This window comes from Microbacterium sp. T32 (assembly GCF_001619615.1).
Classification (GTDB): Bacteria; Actinomycetota; Actinomycetes; order Actinomycetales; family Microbacteriaceae; genus Microbacterium.
Genome location: NZ_LQQP01000023.1, coordinates 154518 through 174902, shown reverse-complemented (window position 1 = coordinate 174902; position 20385 = coordinate 154518). Strand labels below are relative to the sequence as shown.

The 20385-nt window shown below is 70.6% G+C and carries 12 protein-coding genes; 10 read left to right on the top strand and 2 right to left on the bottom strand.

Translation table 11 applies throughout. The features are described from left to right. Positions 1-68: 68 nt before the first annotated feature. The 4 genes from AVW09_RS17345 to AVW09_RS12965 all read left to right on the top strand — a co-directional run bounded on the left by AVW09_RS17345 (position 69) and on the right by AVW09_RS12965 (position 10109). Positions 69-5558: an alpha-L-arabinofuranosidase C-terminal domain-containing protein gene (locus tag AVW09_RS17345; protein ID WP_231901850.1), complete on the top strand. Its 5490-nt coding sequence runs from the start codon at positions 69-71 to the stop codon at positions 5556-5558. A 128-nt stretch (positions 5559-5686) separates the two neighbouring features. Continuing rightward, on the top strand, positions 5687-5980 hold the full coding sequence (locus AVW09_RS12975; protein ID WP_156496101.1) for a hypothetical protein: 294 nt from the start codon (positions 5687-5689) through the stop codon (positions 5978-5980). Beyond that, positions 5977-6381, top strand: a complete 405-nt coding sequence (locus AVW09_RS12970; RefSeq protein ID WP_063258464.1) for a hypothetical protein — start codon at positions 5977-5979, stop codon at positions 6379-6381. Before AVW09_RS12975 ends, AVW09_RS12970 begins: the two co-directional genes overlap by 4 nt. 137 nt (positions 6382-6518) lie before the next feature. Then, entirely contained in the window at positions 6519-10109 is a 3591-nt protein-coding gene (locus tag AVW09_RS12965) for a proline dehydrogenase family protein (protein WP_063258463.1), read from the top strand. Between the two features lie 59 nt (positions 10110-10168). On the opposite strand, the gene AVW09_RS12960 is transcribed toward AVW09_RS12965, so the two are convergent. After that, positions 10169-12262 carry an RICIN domain-containing protein gene (locus tag AVW09_RS12960; RefSeq protein WP_063258462.1) on the bottom strand — a complete coding sequence of 698 codons (2094 nt, stop codon included), beginning with the start codon at positions 12260-12262 and terminating at the stop codon, positions 10169-10171. 198 nt (positions 12263-12460) lie between these two features. On the opposite strand from AVW09_RS12960, the gene AVW09_RS12955 reads away from it, so the two are divergent. From AVW09_RS12955 to arfA, 6 genes are all read left to right on the top strand, one after another. Then, on the top strand, positions 12461-13471 hold the full coding sequence (locus AVW09_RS12955; protein WP_063258461.1) for a LacI family DNA-binding transcriptional regulator: 1011 nt from the start codon (positions 12461-12463) through the stop codon (positions 13469-13471). A gap of 131 nt (positions 13472-13602) precedes the next feature. Next, positions 13603-14865: an ABC transporter substrate-binding protein gene (locus AVW09_RS12950; RefSeq protein WP_156496100.1), complete on the top strand. Its 1263-nt coding sequence runs from the start codon at positions 13603-13605 to the stop codon at positions 14863-14865. A 76-nt stretch (positions 14866-14941) separates the two neighbouring features. Next, a complete protein-coding gene (locus AVW09_RS12945) occupies positions 14942-15904 on the top strand; it encodes a carbohydrate ABC transporter permease (protein WP_063258460.1) in 963 nt (320 codons plus the stop codon). Next, on the top strand, positions 15901-16794 hold the full coding sequence (locus AVW09_RS12940; protein WP_063258459.1) for a carbohydrate ABC transporter permease: 894 nt from the start codon (positions 15901-15903) through the stop codon (positions 16792-16794). The genes AVW09_RS12945 and AVW09_RS12940 overlap by 4 nt, the downstream gene beginning before the upstream one ends. Then, positions 16791-18062: a family 1 glycosylhydrolase gene (locus AVW09_RS12935; RefSeq protein WP_231901842.1), complete on the top strand. Its 1272-nt coding sequence runs from the start codon at positions 16791-16793 to the stop codon at positions 18060-18062. The genes AVW09_RS12940 and AVW09_RS12935 overlap by 4 nt, the downstream gene beginning before the upstream one ends. Then, positions 18059-19579 carry an arabinosylfuranosidase ArfA gene (gene arfA, locus AVW09_RS12930; protein WP_063258457.1) on the top strand — a complete coding sequence of 507 codons (1521 nt, stop codon included), beginning with the start codon at positions 18059-18061 and terminating at the stop codon, positions 19577-19579. The genes AVW09_RS12935 and arfA overlap by 4 nt, the downstream gene beginning before the upstream one ends. A gap of 78 nt (positions 19580-19657) precedes the next feature. Here the strand turns inward: arfA and AVW09_RS12925 are convergent, their stop codons facing one another. Continuing rightward, positions 19658-20239: a 1,2-dihydroxy-3-keto-5-methylthiopentene dioxygenase gene (locus AVW09_RS12925; protein ID WP_063258456.1), complete on the bottom strand. Its 582-nt coding sequence runs from the start codon at positions 20237-20239 to the stop codon at positions 19658-19660. Between the last annotated feature and the right edge of the window lie 146 nt (positions 20240-20385).

The following is a 20385-nucleotide window of genomic DNA, read 5'->3' as shown; positions in this document are numbered from 1 at the left end:
CGCTCACAATTCGAGCCCGCTTCCGCCGGCCCCCGCCGGATCACCCATCGTCGAGGAGGACGATCTTGGTGCTGTCACGCCCCCGAACCCCTGAGGCCGCGCGCGGGAGGACACTCCGTCGCGCCGGTTCTCTCCTGGCCGCTGCCGCCGTCGTCCTGAGCGGGCTCGTGCCCGCGGTGGGGGCGGCCGCGGCCCCGCTGCCCGTGCCCCTGGCGTCGTACGACTTCGCCGCGACGACCGGGACCACCGTCCCCGACGCGTCCGGCCACGGTCACGCCGCGACGATCCGCGGCACCGGCTTCGCGGTCGACGGCGACAAGCTGTCGCTCCCGGGCGGGGCGGCGGGATCCAACGCCGCGTACGTCGAACTGCCCACCGGGCTCTTCGACGGCCACAGCACCGTGACGGTGTCCGCGTGGCTGCAGGATCGCACCGGGGCGGGGAACCAAGCCGCGATGTTCTTCGGCACGACCGAGAACCTGCCGCAGCAGTACTGGTTGCTGAACCCGTCGAACCCCGCCGGCCGTGTGAAGTCGGTGCTCACCGACGGTCCGCGCATCGGACAGCCGTGGACGCTCGAGCGCGGCATCTCGCCCACCGACGGGTCGCGCGGCGTCGCCGGCCCCGCGGCGACCGACGCGTGGGCGCTGTACACGACGGTCATCACGCCCACCTCGATCACGGCGTACCTCGACGGCACGAAGCTCGGCACCGTGGCATCCACCCGGACCGTCGCCGACTTCGGGACCGGGCTCGTCTCCTACATCGGCAAGTCGTCGTACCCCGACCGCATCTGGAAGGGCGGCGTGCGCGACGTCGCGATCTACGACTCCGCGCTCACCGACGACGAGGTGAAGGCGCTCGTCGCCGAGGGCACGCCCTCGAACCAGCAGGACGTGGATGCCGCGGCCGCGGCGCTCGCGATCCCCGGCGCCGACGACGTCCGGGGCAACGTCACCCTGCCCGCCGCCGGGCAGAACGGCACCACCGTCGCCTGGTCGTCGTCCGACGCGGCGGTCGTCACGGCCACCGGCGAGGTGACCCGCCCCGCGCACGGCTCCGCCGCGAAGACCGTCGAAGTCACCGCGACCGTCAGCAAGGGCTCGAGCTCCGCCACCCGCACCTTCTCGCTCGTCGTGCAGCCGCTTCCGGAGAAGCAGGAGCTCGGTGCGTACTTCTTCCCGTTCTTCACGGGTGAGAGCACGACGACCGACGAGGAGATCTCGTTCGCGACGTCGCGCGGCAACGACCCGAAGAGCTGGCTGACCCTCAACGACGGCAAGCCCGTGCTCACCTCGAACCAGGGCGAGGAAGGTATCCGCGACCCGTTCGTGATGCGCTCGGCCGACGGCGACCGCTTCTATATGCTGTCCACCGACCTCAACATGTTCGACCGCTACAACGGCGACTTCGGTCGCGCGCAGGAGGTCGGCAGCCGCAAGCTCAACGTCTGGCAGTCCGACGACCTCGTGACGTGGAGCCCGCTGCGGCAGATCACCGTGTCGAGCGCGCTCGCCGGCAACACGTGGGCGCCCGAGGCGACGTGGGACCCGGACCGCGGCGAGTACGTCGTGTACTGGGCCTCGAACCTGTACCCGAGCGCGTCGACCGACGGCCGTCGCGCCGCCGACAGCTACAACCGCATGATGATGGTCACCACCCGTGACTTCGTCACGTTCAGCGAGCCGCAGCCGTGGGTCGACGTCAAGCGCGGCGCGGGCAAGGGCACGATCGACGCCACCGTCGTGCGCGACGGCGACGTGTACTACCGCTTCCTCAAGGACGAGGCATCCATGACCGTCCGTCAGGAGCGCTCGACCGACCTGACCGCGACCGTCACCGGCTCGCTCCCCACCACCACCTCGACGCCCGGCTGGCAGCTCGTGAAGGAGCAGATCGGCGTCGGCCAGCCGAACCCCTGGGGCGGTACGTTCACGAACGGCGAGGGGCCGACCGTCTTCCGCGACAACGCCGAAGCCGGCCACTGGTACATGCTCATCGACCAGCCGAGCTACCACGGCGGTCAGGGCTACATGATGTTCGAGACCCGCGACATCGCGTCGGGGAACTGGACGTCGGTCCCGGATGCCGGGCTCCCGAGCCGTCCGCGTCACGGAACGGTCCTGCCCATCAGCGTCGCCGAGCAGCAGCGTCTGAACGCCGCGTACCCGACCGACGAGACCGCGGACTACTCGATCACCGCCGACCCGTCGAAGGACGGTGCCGAGATCTCGGACGAGATGTACGGCGTGTTCTTCGAGGACATCAACAACGCCGCGGACGGCGGGCTGTACGCCGAGCTCGCGCGCAACCGGTCGTTCGAGTTCCTCCCGGTCGACAACCGTGACTTCACGGGCATGACGGCCTGGACCCCCGTGGGTCTGGGCGGCGGGACGGGGTCGGCGAAGCCGGTCAACGACGCCGCGCGCATGAACGACCGCAACCGTACGTACCTGCAGCTCGACCTCACCAACGCCGGCGCCGGCACGTTCGGGGTGGAGAACGCCGGGTTCGACACGGGCATCGCGCTGACGTCGGGTGGGCTGTACGACGTGTCGTTCTGGGCGCGCACCACCGCCCCGGCCGGGACGCCGGTCTCGCTCGTGCTGCGCGCCGCCGACGGTACCGCGCTCTCCGACGCGGTCACCGCGACGGTGGCCGGCGACGGGTGGGTGAAATACACCGGGACCGTCACGGCATCCGCGACCACCGACCGCGCCCGTCTGCTCGTGCAGGCCGGGGGCACCGGGACGCTGCGCCTCGACGAGGTCTCGCTCTTCCCGCGCGACACCTTCAAGGGCCACGCGAACGGTCTCCGCAAGGACATCGCGCAGAAGATCGCCGACCTGCACCCGAAATTCATCCGGTTCCCCGGTGGCTGCATCGTCAACGTCAACAGCCACCAGGACTACTCCGCGGCATCCGGTTATCAGCGCGCCCGGTCGTACCAGTGGAAGGACAGCGTCGGGCCGGTGGAGACTCGCGCCACCAACGCCAACTTCTGGGGCTACAACCAGTCGCTCGGTCTCGGGTACTACGAGTACTTCCAGTTCGCGGAGGATATCGGCGCCAAGCCCGTGCCCGACGTTCCGGCGCTGCTGAACGGCTGCGGCCAGGGCCTGCAGCAGACCGACCCCGCGCTGCTCCAGCGCCACATCCAGGACACGCTCGACCTCATCGAGTTCGCCAACGGCGGCGTCGACACGACGTGGGGCAAGCTCCGCGCCGACATGGGACACCCGGCTCCGTTCGGTCTCGACCGCATCGAGATCGGCAACGAGGAGAACTATCCCGAGGCGTTCATGGCGAACTTCGTGAAGTTCCGGGATGCCATCAAGGCGAAGTACCCCGACATGATCCTGATCAGCAACTCGGGGCCGGACGCCGAAGGGGCGAACTTCGAGAAGCACTGGGAGCAGAACCGGGCCGAGAAGGTCGACATGGTCGACGAGCACTACTACCGCGACCCGTCGTGGTTCCTCTCGCACAACATCCGCTACGACTCGTACGACCGCAACGGGCCGAAGGTGTGGATCGGCGAGTACGCCTCGCGCGACAACCGCTTCTTCAACGCGCTGTCGGAGGCGGCGTACATGACCGGGCTCGAGCGCAACGCCGACGTCGTGAAGATGGCGTCGTACGCGCCGCTCCTCGCCGACCAGAGCAGCAACCAGTGGCGGCCCGACCTCATCTGGTTCGACCGCGACCAGGTGTGGGGCTCGGCGAACTACGAGGTGCAGAAGCTCTTCATGACCAACACGGGCGACCGCGTCGTACCGACCTCGGCCGCGGGGGACCTGGCATCCACGGGTCTGGCGGGTTCGGTGGGGCTCTCGACCTGGAGCACGTCGGCGCGCTACGACGACGTGAAGGTCACCGACCCGGACGGGAAGACGCTCTTCGCGGACGACTTCTCCGACAAGAACGACGACGGCTGGACGAAGCTCGCGAACGCGGGGTCGTGGTCGGCGGCCGACGGCAGCTACGTGCAGTCGTCGACGACGGCGAACAATACGCTCGTCGCCGGTCCCGCCCTGGATGCCACGGACTACGACGTGTCGCTGAAGGCCACCAAGCTCGCCGGCGCCGAGGGCTTCCTCGTCGGGTTCGGCGTGAAGGGGGCGGCCGACTACCTGTGGTGGAACCTCGGCGGCTGGGGCAACACCCGCAGCGTCGTGGAGAAGGCCGTCGACGGGGCGAAGTCGATCGTGACGGACACCGGGACGCCGCGCGTCGAGACGGGACGCACCTACGACCTGCGCATCCAGGTGCGCGGCCCAGAGGTGACGCTCTTCGTCGACGGTCAGCAGGCCGGCCACTTCACCAACACCGCGGTCGAGCCCTTCGCCCAGGTGATGACGAAGGACGAGGCGACCGGTGACGTCATCCTCAAGGTGGTCAACGCGCAGGCGAAGGAGGCCGTGACGAAGGTCGACCTCGGCGGGCTCTCGGTGCTGCCGACCGCGCAGATGACGGTGCTGGCCGCCGCCCCGGGGGCGGTCAACACCGCGGATGCCTCTCCGGTGGCACCGACCACGACGGACGTGACCGTGAGCGGAAGCTTCACGCGGACGTTCGCGCCGTACTCGGTGACGTTCCTCCGGATGCACACCCGGACGCCCGACACTCAGGCGCCGAGCGTGACGGTCGCGACCTCGCCCGCCGCGCCGGACGGGGCGAACGGCTGGTTCGTGTCGCCCGTCTCGGTCACCGCGACCGCGACCGACGACACCGACGCCGCCCCGCGGCTCGAGGTCAGCACCGACGGCGGCGCGACCTGGGCGGCGTACACCGGCGCCGTCACGCCGGCCGATGGCACCGCGAACCTCGCGTTCCGCGCCACGGACGCGGCCGGCAACGTCTCGGCATCCGTTCCCGCGACGGTGCGCGTCGACCGCGCCGCGCCGACGGTGACGAGCGCGGTGGATGCCACGGCCCGCACGGTGCGCCTGACGGCGGCCGACGCCGCCTCCGGCGTGGACCGCATCGAGTACCGTCTGGGCGACGCGGCGACCTGGACCGCCGTGTCCGGCGCCGAGGCCTCGGTGACCGCTCCGGCGGGGCCCGTCACGGTGTCGTACCGCGCGGTCGATGTCGCCGGCAACGTCGGGGGGACGGGCTCGGCCTCGGTCGGCGCCGCCGCCGGCGACCCGACGCTGGCGGTGTCGGGCGACCTGGTCGCGGGCGGGACGATCACCGTCACGGGCACCGGCTGGCCGGCAAACACCGACGGTCGCCTCGCGCTGCACTCGACGCCGATCGACCTCGGCACGCTGCGCACCGACGGTGACGGGACGTTCCGGGTGACCGTGACGCTGTCGGCCGACGTTCCCGCGGGGACGCACGACCTGGTCGCGATCGTCGGGGACGTGCAGGCGTCCGTGCCGGTGGAGATCCGTGGGGCGGCCGGCGTCACGCCCCCGGCTCCGGCCGCTCCGACCGCGAGCACGCCCCTCGCCGTGACCGGCGGGATGGTGTCGATCGCCGCACTCGTGCTCGGTCTGCTCGCGCTGGCCGCGGGTGTGGTGATCCGGCGGAGGCGCCGCGTGATCGGCTGAGGACGGAGCGCGCGGTGCCCCGGCCGCTTGCGCGGCCTGGGCACTGGCGTGTCCCGCGGGAGCAGCAAGCGGTCCCGTGTCGGATAGTTCTGTAGTACGAAACTGGGGTTTTGGAGTACACTGAGGCCGTGGCATTGGATTGGGCGGAGAGCGCCGAGAAGCACTATCCAATCGCCGACGGAGTCCACGCCATTCAGCACAAGAGATTCTTCTTGGCGGGGTTTGATGTGGACCCCGAGACGGGGGAAGTCGTCGACCTGGTGATCGGCCCGGCGCGTGATGGGCAACTCCTCGAGGTTTTCGTCCATCGCCGCTCGCCGCGGATCGTCTACATTTTCCACGTCCTGCACTTTCGGCCGAGGACGAAGTCGCGAGCGCAGGCGATCATCGCGGCACGACATGACAAGGAGGGGAACACATGACACTGAGCAAGAAGCAGCAGGCGCATTACGCCGCAATGGCAGCACGAGCGGAGAACGAGGACTACTCCCCGATCGAACACGCGGCGAAGCTCGCCACAGAACGCAGCACGACTCTCGATGAGCTCGACGAGCTCGTCGAGGGTATTTACGACCTCCCCACCTCCTCCACACCACCCGGTGTCACCGGCGGTCGTGCCACGGAAGAGGATCTGCAGGAACTCATCGCCCTCGGGGGTCGGCCCGGGCTCAGCGGTCGGGCAGGTTCTGGCCCCTCGCCGAAACGGCAGGTGCGGCTCCCACGTGAACTCGACGATCTCTTGACTCAGCGGGCGGCCCGGGATCATCTTCGTCCCAGCCAGATCATGCGCGACGCGATCGACGCCTACTTGCGGGCGGGATAGCGGTCGGCTGACCGTACCGGGTGAGCCGGGCGGACGGTCTGCGCCCGGGCATCGGGGCGGGCCGGTGCCCGCGTCGATTCGGGGCCGCGCGGCGGGGCCGCCGGGGGTGGGCGCATCGGCTCCTTAGGCTGTGGAGCATGAGCCAGAACGAGCCGCACGCGCACGGTCCCCTGCTCTCCACCGACCCGGTCGAGCGCGCCGTTTCCTACGCCGCGACGTTCGCGGAAACCCATCCCGCATCCGCGGAGATCTCGGGGTTCCTCGCCCGCGCCGCGGACGGTGTGCTGCGGCCCGAGGGGACGACCGCGCCGGCCGCTGCTCTCCACCGCCTGTCGGGCGAGGTCCCCGCGGGACTGCCCTGGGTGGCGCGGGGCGCGGTCCAGCTCGGCGCGGCGATCGCCCCCGTGCTGCCGTCCCCGGCCGTGCCTCTCGCCCGGCGCTTCCTCTCCGACGCGCTCTCGCCCCTGTTCCTCGACGCGCGCGGCGACCACCTCGGTCCGGCGCTCGCCGCGCTGGGCCCCGACGTCACCCCCGACCTGCGGCTGACCGCGCCCGCCGTGCGGGGCGAGGCGGCCGCGCGGCACCGGCTCGATGGCATCCGGGCCCTCGTCGCGCGCGAGGACGTGCCGCGCGTCTCCGTCGCCGTGACCGAGGTCGTCGCGGGGCTGTCGCGATGGGCATTCGAGGCGGACGTCGAGTACGCGGCCGAGCGGCTCCTTCCGCTGTTCCTGGATGCCGCGGGTTCGGGCACGCGCGTCACGCTCGTCGCCGAGGGGCGCGACGACCTCGACCTCACCGTCGCCGTCCTCACCCGCGTGCTCGAAGAGCCGCGCCTGCGCGACGCGTCCGCCGGGATCGCGCTGCCCGTCGCCGTGCCCGAGACGCTCGGGGCGCTGCGCGAACTCGCCGCGTGGGCGCGGGTGCGCGTCAGCGACGGCGGAGCGCCGCTCGCGGTGCGCCTCGACGACGCGATCCCGGTCACGGACGACGCCCTCCGCGCGGCTCGAGGCGGCTGGCCCGCTCCCGCCGTCACGGCCACGGCCGACCTGGACGCGCTCACCGTGGCGACGGCGCGCGAAGCGCTCGGTCGCCGTGCGACCGAGGGACTGCGGGTCGAGTTCGCCACGGGCGACCCGGTGCGCGCCGCGATCGTGCGCGCCCTCGCCGAGGACGCGGAGGGGCACATCGATCTCGCGCTGCCCCTCGGTGGCTGGGCTGTCGACGAACGGCATGTCCTGCTCGCGCCCGTCGCGCATCCCGATGACGTCGACGCGGTGATCGCCGGGCTCGCCGCCCGGGCGGCGCAGTGGCATCCCGAAGACGGCGACGGCGATCCCCGTACCCGCATCGCGGCCGCGTTCGCGACCCCCGAGGCGACGCCCGCGCCCGCCCGCGCCCCGCAGCGCGGCATCGCGCCGACCCCGCCGATCCTGCGCGAGCCCGCGGCGGACGACGCCGACGAGCCGGGCCTGACGCAGGCGGTGCTCGGCATCGCCCGCGACGCCGCCCCCGGCGACACGCAGGCGCTCGGACCGGACGCGCAGCAGATGCTCTTCGGTGGTCAGGCGTTCGTCGACACCGCCGTGTTCTCGGTGCGCGAGACCGCCGAGCTGTCGGGCGCGGCACCCGGTTTCCGCAACGTGCCCGCCGCCGACCCCAGCGTCCCCGAGGACCGCGCGTGGGCGCACGACGTCCTCACCGCCGTCGCCGGCTCGACGGCCGGGGACGCGACGGCCGCCGCCGGTCGTATCGACGACGAGGCGGGCCTGGATGCCGTGATCTCGCGCGTCCGCGCCGCCGCCGAGGAGTGGGGGAGCCGGGCCGCGACCGACCGCGCCGCGGTGATCGAAGCGGCATCCCGGTCGCTCGCCGAACGCCGGGCGGAGCTGGTCGAGGTGCTCGCGTCGGAGAGCGGTGCGCTCTTCGCCGAGGCCGACGCGGAGGTCGACCAGGCCATCGACGCCGCCGCGTACTCCGCCGCCACCGCGAAGGAACTGGACAGGGTCGCGGGCGCCGTATTCGTGCCCGATCGGCTCACGGTCGTCGCGCCCCGCTGGAACTCCTCGGTCGGGCTGTGCGCCGCCGAGACCCTCGCGGCGCTCGCCGCCGGTTCCGGCATCGTGCTGACGCCGTCGCCGCGCGCGCGGCGAGCCGGAGCCGTCGTCGCCGAGGCGCTGTGGGCCGCGGGGGTCCCGCGCGACGCACTCGCGTACGTCGACCTGAACGAAGAGGCATCCGGTCGCGCCCTGATCGTGCACCCGGGCGTCGACCGCGTGCTGCTCGCGGGGGCGCGCGCGACGGCCGAGCGCTTCGTCGAATGGCGCCCCGATCTGCCGCTGCAGGCACTCACGGCCGGGCGCAACGCCGTCATCGTCACGCCGTCGGCCGACGTCGACCGTGCGGTCGCCGACATCGTGTCGGGGGCGTTCGTCCGCGCCGGTCAGGCGGCGACGGCGTCATCGCTCGTGATCCTCGTGGGGGCCGTCGCGCGCTCGACGCGGTTCCTCGCGCAGCTGAAGGATGCCGTCGGGTCGCTCCGCGTCGGGCCCGCCGACGATCCGCTGTCCGACGTCGGTCCGCTGGTCGAGGAGCCCACCGGCGACGTCCGCCGCGCACTGACCGTCCTCGCCGACGGCGAGCGGTGGCTCGTCGAGCCGCGCGAACTCGACCTCGGGCCCGAGACCGCGGGCCGCTTCTGGACGCCGGGCGTCCGGACGGGCGTCCACGCCGGTTCGCACCTGACCCGGACCGCCGTCGCGGCGCCGGTACTCGGCATCCTGCACGCTCCGACCCTGGCCCGCGCGATCGAGCTGCAGAACCTCGTCGGCTCGGGCTTCGTCGCGGGGCTGCACACCCGCGATGCCGCCGATCTCGAGCTGTGGCTGGACACGGCGGAGGCGGCGGTGCTCCGGGTCAACCGTCCCACCACGGGCGCGGCCGTGCAGCGCGAGCCGCTCGGCGGCTGGGGTGCGGCGGGCGTGGGTCCGGGCGCGATGTCGGGCGGCCCGAACCGACTCGTGGCGCTGGGGTCGTGGCGGCCGTCGTCCGGTGGCCCCGCGTCGTCGACGCTGCACCTGCGCGGGCTCGACACGCGCATCTCGTCGCTCATCGAAGCCGCCCAGCCGACCCTCGACTACGCCGCGTTCGAATGGCTGCGGCGCGGTGCGCTGTCGGACGCCGTCGCGTGGGATCGCGAATTCGGACGGGTGAAGGATGCCTCCCGCCTCGGTGTCGAGCGGAACCTCCTGCGGTACCGACCGACCGACGTGGCCGTGCGCGCGACCGCCGACGCCCCGTGGCAGGCGGTGCTGCGCGTGCTCGTCGCGGCCGTCCGTTCGGGGTCCCGCTACACGCTCAGTACGCCGGTGGGACTCCCCGCCGCGGTGCGGCACCTGCTCGGAGAAAGCGGCGTCCCCGTGTCGGTCGAGTCCGACGCGGAGTGGCTGCAGCGCCTGGCGGGTGGCATCCCGGATGCCGAGTCCGCCGATGACGCGGCGGTCGCCCCTCGTCCGTCGCGCGTGCGGATCGTGGGGACGGCGGCGTCGGGCGAGGGCCTGCGCGTTGCGCTGGCCGAGGCGCTCTGCGGCGACCCGACGCTGACGGTGTACGCCGGCGAGGTCACGACGGCCGGCCGCATCGAGCTGCTGCCCTTCCTGCGCGAGCAGGCGGTGTCGATCGAGGCGTTCCGCTTCGGCCTCCCCGACCACTGGAGCGCCGAGGTCATCTGACGCGGCCGCTCCGACCCCACCCGGTCGCGCCGGGCGGGGTCGGGGCCGGGGTCAGGGCGTCACTGGATGCCCTCCCGCGTCAGTCGCCATTGCTGACAGGTCAGGCCGTTCGCCGGCCACTGCTGGGCCACCGCGCCGTCGGCGGTCGAGCACCCGTCGATCTCGAGGAGCTGCCCGCTGTTGGCGTTGGTGAAGGTCCACCACCCGCCGGAGGTGGCGGCGTTCCAGTTCTGCGTGGCATTGCCGGTCGGGCCCCACTGCCCGGCGTTCGCTCCCGCGACCGTGGATGCCGATGGGATCTCGAGCAGCTTGCCGCTGTTCAGGTTGACCAGCTGCGTGTTCGAACCGGTCGGTGTCAGCGTCCACCGCTGGGTGGCGTTCCCGGTCGGACCCCACTGACCGACCGCCGCGCCGTCCGCGAGCGACGCCCCCGTGACCTCGAGCAGCTTCCCGCTGTTGCGGTTGGCGATCTGGAACTGCGGGTCCAGCCCCGAGGTGCGCCAGACGCGCAGGGTGTCGAGCTCGGCGAAGTTGGTGCCCTTGCCGAACCGGATCGTGTTGACGCCCGCGTTGAGCGTGACGGTCTTCTGCGCCCAGGCGTAGCGGCCCCAGTCGACCGTCGGCGGGTACGAGATCGTCGACGACGTCCCGCCGTTGACGCTGACGTTGTGCGTCGCGGTGCTGCCGTAGCCGTTGTCGTAGCGCACGTCGAGCGTGTACGTGCCGGCCGCGGGCACCCGCACGGTGAACTGCACCGCGCTGCCGCTGTTGTTGATGTTGCCGACCTTCTGCCCGTTCGCGGCCTGCGGGTGCGTGACGATGGAGGCGTCGGTCAGGGTCGCCTTCTCTGCCTCGTACTGCTGCGCGTCGACGGGGATCGATCCGACCCGGATGTCATTGAGCGCGGTGGCGGTGTTCTCGACGTTCGTGGCCTGGTAGAGCGTGCGGCCATCGGTGCCGATGTCGATGCCCTGCGCGAACCCGCTGAAGTTGCCGCCCTGGGTGTCGCTCGCGTCGTAGGTGACGGCCATCGGCAGACGTTCCCAGGGTCCTTCGCCGAGGTTGTAGTTGACGTAGAAATTCTGGCCGCCGTCGATCGCACCGCTCGCGGTGAGCGACCACTTGGATGCCACGATCACGGTGCCCTTGGGCCCACCGCTCGGCACCCACTTCACGAACGGCGACGAGCCGATGCCCCGGCCGTCGGCCAGCCGGATCGGTGTGCCGATGGTGGTGGTGTCGCCCCAGTTCAGACCGTCGGACGACGTCTTGAAGTACACCGGCGCGGTGTTCTGCGACTGGCTCGGGCGGTTGACCACTTCGAACGTCGCGAGGTACCGGCCGTCGGGCAGCTTGGTGACGGTGATCATGCCCGGACGATCGCTCTGGTTCGGTGGCGCCGACACGTTGCCGAGGGCGCCCCACGTGGCACCGCCGTCCGTGGACCGGCGGTAGGAGACGGCCTGCAGGACGCCGGACGACTTCTGGCGTTCGTCCGAGAAGTAGGCGACGAGCCCGCCGCCGCCGTCGATGGCGAGCGACGGCTCCCACACCGTGGAGGTCGTCGACGTGGGGCTCGGGTCGTAGACGGCCGGGCCACCGGAGTCGATCGTGCTGAGCGGGCTCCAGGTGGTGCCCCGGTCGGTGCTCTTGTAGACCACGAGGCGGCTCGCCGACCGGTCCTGCGGCATGATCATGCCGGCGAGCAGGATCGTGCCCGCGGGGAGCGAGCCCGAGGCCTGCGGCAGTTCGTACAGGAACGGCTGCGCGGTCCGGTTGTAGCCGGGGAAGGCCACGCTGGGGTCGATGTCGGCGATCTTCGTCCAGGTCGTGCCGTTGTCGGAGCTGCGATAGATCGGGTAGACCTGCTTCCCGCTCTGCAGCACGAGCTTGTCGAAGGTGACCAGCTGAGTTCCGTTGTACGACCCGTTGTTCTTCAGGACGATGATCTTCGCGTACGTCGTTCCCGCGGGTGTGCCGCCCTCCGGGTTGAACGACGAGCCCGCGGCGGGTGAGTACACGAGCGAGCCGTTGCCCGTCGTCACGGCCGAGGCGGCGGTCGGTGTGAGGAAGGACGCGACCGCCAGGGCGGTCGCGGTGAGCGCGGCCGCGAGGACGCGTCGCCGTCGATGGGGGCTGGGCAATGGGGACATGGTTCCTGCTCCTCTGTCGGGGAGTCGGAGCCGGCACGCGCCGCGTCCGCGCGACGACCCGCTCTGGTGATCGGTACGCTCCACCCCGTGTACTACAACGTTGTAGAGACGTCACGACGGTAGGGGTGGGACGTACCCGCCGTCAAGAGTCGATTGCAACGTTGTAGAGTCGGCGCACAGAGATGGGGGAGGGATGCCATGAGCGCAACGCTGCACGACGTGGCCCGCGCGGCCGGAGTGTCGATCAAGACGGTCTCGAACGTGATCAACAACTATCCGCACGTGCGGTCGGCGACGCGGGAGCGCGTCGAGGCGGCGATCGATGAGCTCCAGTACCGCCCCAACCAGGCGGCGCGGAGCCTCCGGTCCGGCCGGGCCGACATGATCGGGCTCATCGTCCCGGACCTCCGGAATCCGTACTTCGCCGAGCTCGCCGACGACGTGATGCGCGCGGCCCGCGCGCACGGGTTCTCTGTGCTCATCGAGCAGTTCGACGCCGAGCGCGACAGCGAACTCGCTGCCCTGCGCGGTGCGCGGCGCCGCGGTCTGGACGGAGTGCTGTATTCGGTGCTGTCGCTCGGCGAAGACGATGCGGCCCTGCTGGACGAGGTGGGGATGCCGATGGTCCTGCTCGGCGAGCGGATCTTCCACTCCGCGCACGATCACGTCACCATGCGCAACACCGAGGCCGCGCACGCGGCCACGGCGCACCTGATCGCGGCGGGTCGGCAGCGGATTCTTGCACTCGGGTCGCACCCCGGCGAGGTGGTGGGGTCCGCGGGGCTGCGCCTGCGCGGGTACGAATCGGCGCTCGCCGAAGCCGGACGAGCTGTGGATCCGGCACTGGTCGTGCCCGTCGACCGCTGGCATCGGGTGGACGGGGCCGACGCGATGCGCGCTGTTCTGGACGCCGGGACCGCGTTCGACGGAGTGGTGGCGTTCAACGACTCTCTCGCTCTTGGTGCGATGCGCGTCCTGTTGGAGCGGGGCGTGCGCATTCCCGAAGAGGTCGCGATCGTCGGGTTCGACGATCTGGACGAGACCCGTTACTCGCTGCCGGCGCTCACGACGATCGACCCGGGTCGGTCCGAGATCGCGCGGGTCGCAGTCGACCTGCTCGTGGACCGCATCACCGGCGACGACGGTGTCGCGCCGCGCGAGGTCTTCGCCGACTTCCGGCTCGTCGAGCGCGAGTCGACCCGCGCCTGAGTCCGGTGCTTGACAAGCGCCGCACCGGCGGGTGATCATCCATTTACAACGTTTACCTACATCGTTGTAAACGCAGCGGCCCCGGCACGGGGCACACCCGACGACGCAGTCACAGAAAGGCATCGAAGAAGATGATCAAGCGCACCGCAGCCGTCCTCGCGGCGGTGGGGGCCACGGCCCTCGTGCTGGCGGGATGCTCCGGCTCCTCCGGCTCGGACACCTCCGGCCCGGTTTCCCTCACGTTCTGGCACGGCTACACCGAGGCCGACGGCAAGGTCCTCGACCAGATCGTCGCCGACTTCAACGCTTCGCAGGACAAGTACGTCATCACGACCGAGACGAAGACGTGGGCCGTCATCGACGACACCCTCCTGCCGTCGCTCTCGTCCAAGCAGGGTCCCGACATCGTCGCGATGCCCGCGGAGCGGCTCCCCGTCTACGCCGACAAGGGCGCGTTCGCCGACCTCAGCGACTTCTACGGGTCGAGTGACAGCAACACCGCCGACCTGGTGTCGCAGGCCAAGGACATGGTCACGGTCAAGGGCACCCCCTACGGGGTGCCGACCGGCTTCGTGCCCCTCGCGATGTTCTACAACAAGGCCCTGTTCTCCGCGGCCGGCATCACGGCCGCCCCCACCACATGGGACGAATGGGTCGCGGATGCCAAGAAGCTCACGGTGGACGAGAACGGTGACGGGACCCCCGAGCAGTACGGCGTCGCGATCCCCGATCACGCCACGGTCGCCAACGGCCTGTGGCCGAGCCTCTTCCTCAGCGGTGGCGGGAACATCGTGGACGGCGGCACCACGGCCGTCATCGACTCGCCGGAGAACGCTGCGACGCTGAACTACTGGACCAACGCGATCACGAAGGACAAGATCTCGCCGACCGGACTCGACGGCATCGCTGCCGACAAGCTCTTCAGCTCCGGCAAGGCCGCCATGCACGTCGGCGGTCCGTGGATGGCATCCATCGCCAAGGACAACAACATCGACTACGGCATCGCCGCGATCCCGGCCGGTCCCGCCGAGCAGGCCGCCTCGGCGATCGGCGTCTCCATGGGTGTGACCGCGCAGGCCGACGACGCGAAGAAGGCCGGCGCCGAGGCGTTCTTCTCGTACTTCTTCCAGAAGGACGTCGCCACGAAGTGGTCGCTCGGTTCGGGGTGGCCTCCGCTGCGCACCGACATCCCGCTGAGCGACGTCTCGTCGAACCCCGTCGTCGCTTCGCTGAGCGAGATCGCCTCGACCGGTCGAGCCCTGCTCCCCGGCGTGGTCAACAGCGTCGACGTCCTCACCGACATCGACGAGCTCACGCAGAAGGCCGTCTCCGGCGGGAACGTCGCCGACCTCCTGAAGACCGCTCAGGACAAGATCCAGCAGGCCATCGGGTGACCCGCGGCACGGGAGGGGCGCCCGCGCCGCCCCTCCCGTGTCTCTCCCCTCGACGCCCGACGAACAGGAATCCTCAATGACCACGCAAGCCCCGGGAGCGCGGACCCGCCGCCCCGGTGCGTACCGGCCGCCCGCTCCCCTCGGCGGCCGGGGATCGCTCCGCCACACCCCCCGTCACCGACTCACGGTGATCGCCTTCCTCACGCCGGCGATCGTCATCCTCACCGTCTTCGTCGCCTGGCCCATGATCTCGGCCCTCCGCCTGTCGTTCACGAACGCCAGCGGGTTCGGCCGTGAGAAGTTCGTCGGCCTCGACAACTATGTCCGGGTCTTCACCGACGGCGACATCCTCCGGGCCATGGGGAACACCGCTGTCTACGCGGTGCTCTTCACCCCGGTGGCGATCGCGCTCGCGCTGGGTTTCGCTCTCCTGCTGAACAACCCGCTCCTTCCCCTGCGCGGCCTGTTCCGGACGGCCCTGTTCACGCCGTTCATCGTGTCGCTCGCCGTCGCCGCGTTCGCGTGGTCGTATCTCCTCGACCCGCAGGTGGGTTTGCTCAACTACTGGCTGCGAGCCGTCGGCATCCAACTCGGGAACGTCCTGCAGGATCCGAACCTCGCCATGCCGGCCGTCGTCCTCGTGGCCGTCTGGAAGAGCTTCGGTTTCTCCATGGTGATCTTCCTCGCCGGCCTGCAGGACATCCCCACGAGCCTCTACGAAGCGGCGCGCGTGGACGGTGCCTCCGCGCTGCAGCGGTTCTGGAGCATCACCCTGCCGATGCTCTCCAACACCCTGGGCTTCGTCGTCATCGTCGCGCTCATCGCGGCCCTGCAGGCCTTCGACCAGATCTACGTCATGACCGGCGGCGGCCCCTACGGAAGCACCCAGACCATCGTCATGGAGATCTACCAGTCGGGCTTCCGCAAGCTCGACCTCGGGTTCGCGTCCGCCCTGTCGTACGTGCTCCTGCTCATCACGCTCGTGCTGAGCCTCACCCAGTTCCTCTTCTTCTCACGCCGAGAGAAGGATGCCGCATGACCGCCCTCGCCTCCGCGCCCGCCGCCACGGCATCCGCCCGTCCGATCCGCCGCCGTTCGCCCCAGGCCCGCCGCCGTACCCTCGTGTCGGTCGTTCTGTTCGTGGTGGTCGGGATCGCGACGCTGGTCCTGATGCTGCCGATCCTCATCATCCTGTTCACCGCGTTCAAACCGATCGCCGAGGTGAACGCGTACCCGCCGACGCTGCTCCCGGGACAGTGGACGCTCGACAACTTCGCGCGCATCTTCACCGACCTGCCGTTCGCCCGGCTGATCCTCAACAGCTTCGTCTTCGCCGGCGGCGTCACGGCCTTCGCGCTCGTGTTCGACTCCCTGGCGGCGTACGCGCTGGCGCGGCTGGACTTCCGGGGCAGCCGCGTGCTGCTCATCGCGATCATCGCGAGCCTGATGATCCCGTTCCAGGCGACGCTCATCCCGATCTACCAGTTGGTGTCCGACCTCGGCTGGGTGAACACGTACGCCGGGCTGATCGCCCCCCGCGCGGCCGACGCGTTCGGCATCTTCTTCCTCCGCCAGTTCTTCCTTTCGCTCCCGCGCGATCTCGACAACGCGGCGCGGATCGACGGCGCGAGCGAGTTCCGCATCTTCCGCAGCATCGTGCTGCCCAACGCCGTGCCGGCCCTGCTCACCCTCGGGATCTTCACGTTCGTCAACAACTGGAACGACCTGCTGTGGCCGCTCGTGTTCACCACGCAGTCCGAGATGGGCACGGTGACATCCGGTCTCACGCTGCTGACTGGACCGGGCGGGATCATCCCGCAGGGCGTGATGATGGCGGGCTCCCTGATCGCCCTGCTGCCGCTCGCGATCCTCTTCTTGCTGATCCAGAGACGGTTCGTCGACAGCGTCGGAACGTCGGGCCTGAAATGAGCGAGGAACGGATGCCGAACACGCCCTGGTACCGCGACGGTCGCCTGCACTTCGGTGCGGGGATCGAGAACACCTTCGTGCCGCAGGAGCGGCCGGGGGAGCGCGCGATCGACGAATACGCGCTCACCGAGCACTACACCCAGTGGGCGCACGACCTCGACCTGGCCGTCTCGGTGGATGCCGAGTTCCTGCGCTGGGGGATTCCGTGGCACGTGGTGTCGCCCGAGCGCGGCCGGTGGGACTGGTCCTGGACCGACCGCGTGCTCGAGGGCTTCGCCGAGCGCGGCCTCCGCCCGATCGTCGACCTGCTGCACTACGGCACGCCGACGTGGATCGAGGGGGAGTTCGCCCACCCCGACTACGCGGCGTTCGTCGCCGAGTACGCCGCCCGCGCCGCCGAGCGCTACCGCGGGCTCGCCACGGACTACACCCCCGTCAACGAGCCGATGCTGCACTCCCTGTTCAGCGGCGAGTACGCGTACTGGCCGCCGTACCGCTCGGGACCCGCCGGTCTCGTCGAGATCGCGACCGCGATCGCGCGCGGGTTCGTGGGCACGCAGCGCGCCGTCGCCGACGTGCTCGGCGGCGCGGCGACCTTCGTGCACGTCGACGCCTCGATGCGGTACGCCGGCGACGTCGACGCTCCCGAGCACCGCGAGACCGCGCACCGCTACGCGCATCAGGCCTTCCTCGTCGAGGATCTCGTCACGGGACACGTGACCGAGGGGCATCCGCTGCTCCCGCTCCTGCGGGCCAACGGCGTCGACGACGTACAGCTCGCGTGGTTCCGCGACAACGCGGTACAGCCCGACGTCATGGGCGTGAACTACTACCCGCGTCACTCGACGGAGCTGTTCGAAGCCGGCATCCATCACGGAGGCGGCTTCGCCGACCCGCGCCCCACGCGCGACGACGGCACCGACGGAATGGTCGAGATGCTGCGCACGTACGCGGAGCGCTACGGCGCTCCGGTCATGCTCGCCGAGACCTGCGTCACCGACGACGTCCCCACGCGCCTGGCGTGGCTGGATGCCTCGGTCGCCGCCGTCGAGGGTCTCCGCGCCGACGGTGTCGACGTCGTCGGATACACGTGGTGGCCGCTGTTCGACATGTACGAGTGGACCTATCGCCACAGCGATCTCCCCCGCTCCGCTCACCTTCTGACCATGGGCCTCCACGACCTCGTGGAGACCCCGACCACCCTGGCGCGCCGGCGTAACCCGGTGGCCGACCGATTCGCCGCACACGCATCCCGAGGAGCACGATGACCACCGCCCGCCTGACCGTCGACCCCCGCTTCCCCATCGGGGCCGTGCGGCGCCGCCTCTTCGGCGGCTTCGTCGAGCACCTGGGACGCCACGTCTACGACGGCATCTACGAACCCGGCCACCCCGAGGCCGACGAGCAGGGGTTCCGTCGCGACGTGCTCGAGCTCGTGCGCGAGCTGGGCGTGTCGATGATCCGCTACCCCGGTGGCAACTTCGTGTCGGGCTTCCGCTGGGAAGACAGTGTCGGCCCGCGCGAGAAGCGTCCTCGTCGCCTCGACCTGGCGTGGCACTCCACCGAGACGAACGAGGTCGGGCTGCACGAGTTCTCCGATTGGCTCGAGAAGGCGGGCAGCGAGCTGATGCTCGCGGTGAACCTCGGCACGCGCGGGACGCTCGAGGCCATCGACCTCCTGGAGTACAGCAACCTCCCCGGCGGGACCGCCCTGTCGCAGCAGCGGATCGACAACGGCCGCGAGGCGCCGTTCGACGTGCGCGTGTGGTGCCTCGGGAATGAGATGGACGGACCCTGGCAGCTGGGCCACCGCTCCGCCGACGACTACGGCAAGATCGCGGCGCGAACGGCCAAGGGCATGCGCCAGCTCGATCCGACCATCGAGCTCGTGGTGTGCGGGTCCTCCGGCGCCCAGATGCCGACGTTCGGCGAATGGGAGCGCGTCGTGCTCACGCACACGTACGACGAGGTCGACATGATCTCGTGCCACGCCTACTACCAGGAGCACGACGGCGACATCGACTCGTTCCTCGCGTCGTCGGTCGACACCGACCGGTTCATCGAGGCCGTCGTCGCGACCGCCGACCACGTCGGCGCGGTGCGCGGCAGCGACAAGAAGATCGACATCTCGTTCGACGAGTGGAACATCTGGTACCAGACGCGCTTCCACGACGTGGATCAGCTCAGCGGCATCGACAACTGGCCCGTCGCGCCGCGCCTGCTCGAGGACGTGTACTCGGCGGTGGATGCCGTGGTCTTCGGCAGTCTCATGATCTCGCTGCTCGCGCACGCCGACCGGGTGGCATCCGCGTCCCTCGCTCAGCTGGTGAACGTGATCGCGCCGATCATGACGGAGCCCGGCGGGCCCGCCTGGCGGCAGACGACGTTCTACCCGTTCTCGATCACGTCCCGTCTCGCGCGGGGTGAGGCGCTGCGCGTACAGATCGAGGCGGGCACGATCGACACGGCGAAGCACGGCACGGTCCCGGCGGTGGATGCCGTCGCCACCCACGACGCCGAGACGGGCGAGGCCGCGGTCTTCCTCGTCCACCGCGGGCGGCAGCAGCCCGTCGAGGTCGCGATCGACGTCACGGGCTTCGGGAACGTCGAGCTCGTCGAGACGCACCTGCTGCACGACGACGATCCGTACGCGAGCAACACGCTCGAGCACCCCGACCGCGTGCAGCCGGGTGTGCTCGAGGGGGCGCGGATCGAGGACGGCATCCTGCACGTGACGCTCCCGCCGATCGCGTGGGCCGCGCTCGCGCTGCGCCGCGTGGGCTGAAACTCGCAGAAACGCCCCTTTCTCGCAGGATTCCCGGGGGAATCTGCGAGAAAGGGGCGTTTCTGCGAAGAAGCGGCGTCAGGCGAGCTGAGCGCGGCGCGCATGCAGTTCGTCGAACGTCGCGAACGACTCGGCGATGGGGTTGCCCGTGAAGTGGCCGACCCAGCCGTCGTCGTCGTGGAAGAACCGGATGCTGACGAACTCGGGGTTCGTGCCCATGTCGAACCAGTGCGTAGTGTTCGCCGGGACCGAGACGAGGTCGCCCGCCTCGCAGTAGAGCGCGTGGACCTTCTCGTTCACGTGCAGGTAGAAGACGCCGGCGCCCTTCGCGAAGAAGCGGTCCTCGTCGTCGTCGTGGCGGTGCTCGGACAGGAAGCGCTCGCGCGAGGCGCCCTTGACCTCGTCGTAGTTGTCCTGCGCGGGGGAGAGGCCCACGATGTCGACGAGGGTGTAGCCCTCGTCCTGCTTCACCTTCTCGACCTGCTCGGCGTAGAGCGCGAGCACGTCGTCGAGGGCGGCGTCGGAGGCGATCTCGTGCACGTCCCACCGGGAGAAGCGGGCGCCGAGCTCGGCGAGGGCCGCGCGGATCTCGTCCTCGTCGGTCGTCTCGAGGACGGGGCTGGTCGGGTCGGTCTCTTTCCAGACGGTCAGGAGCGTCATGGCTCCTCCTCTCGGACGGATACGGTCGGGACGTGTCGATTGTCTCGCCCCCGGGGAGGGTCCGGGGCGTTCCCGCCGCCGCGACCCGTAACAAACCGCAACCTCGGACGGCTCCGCACAGCGCCCGCTGATTTACTGCTCGACGG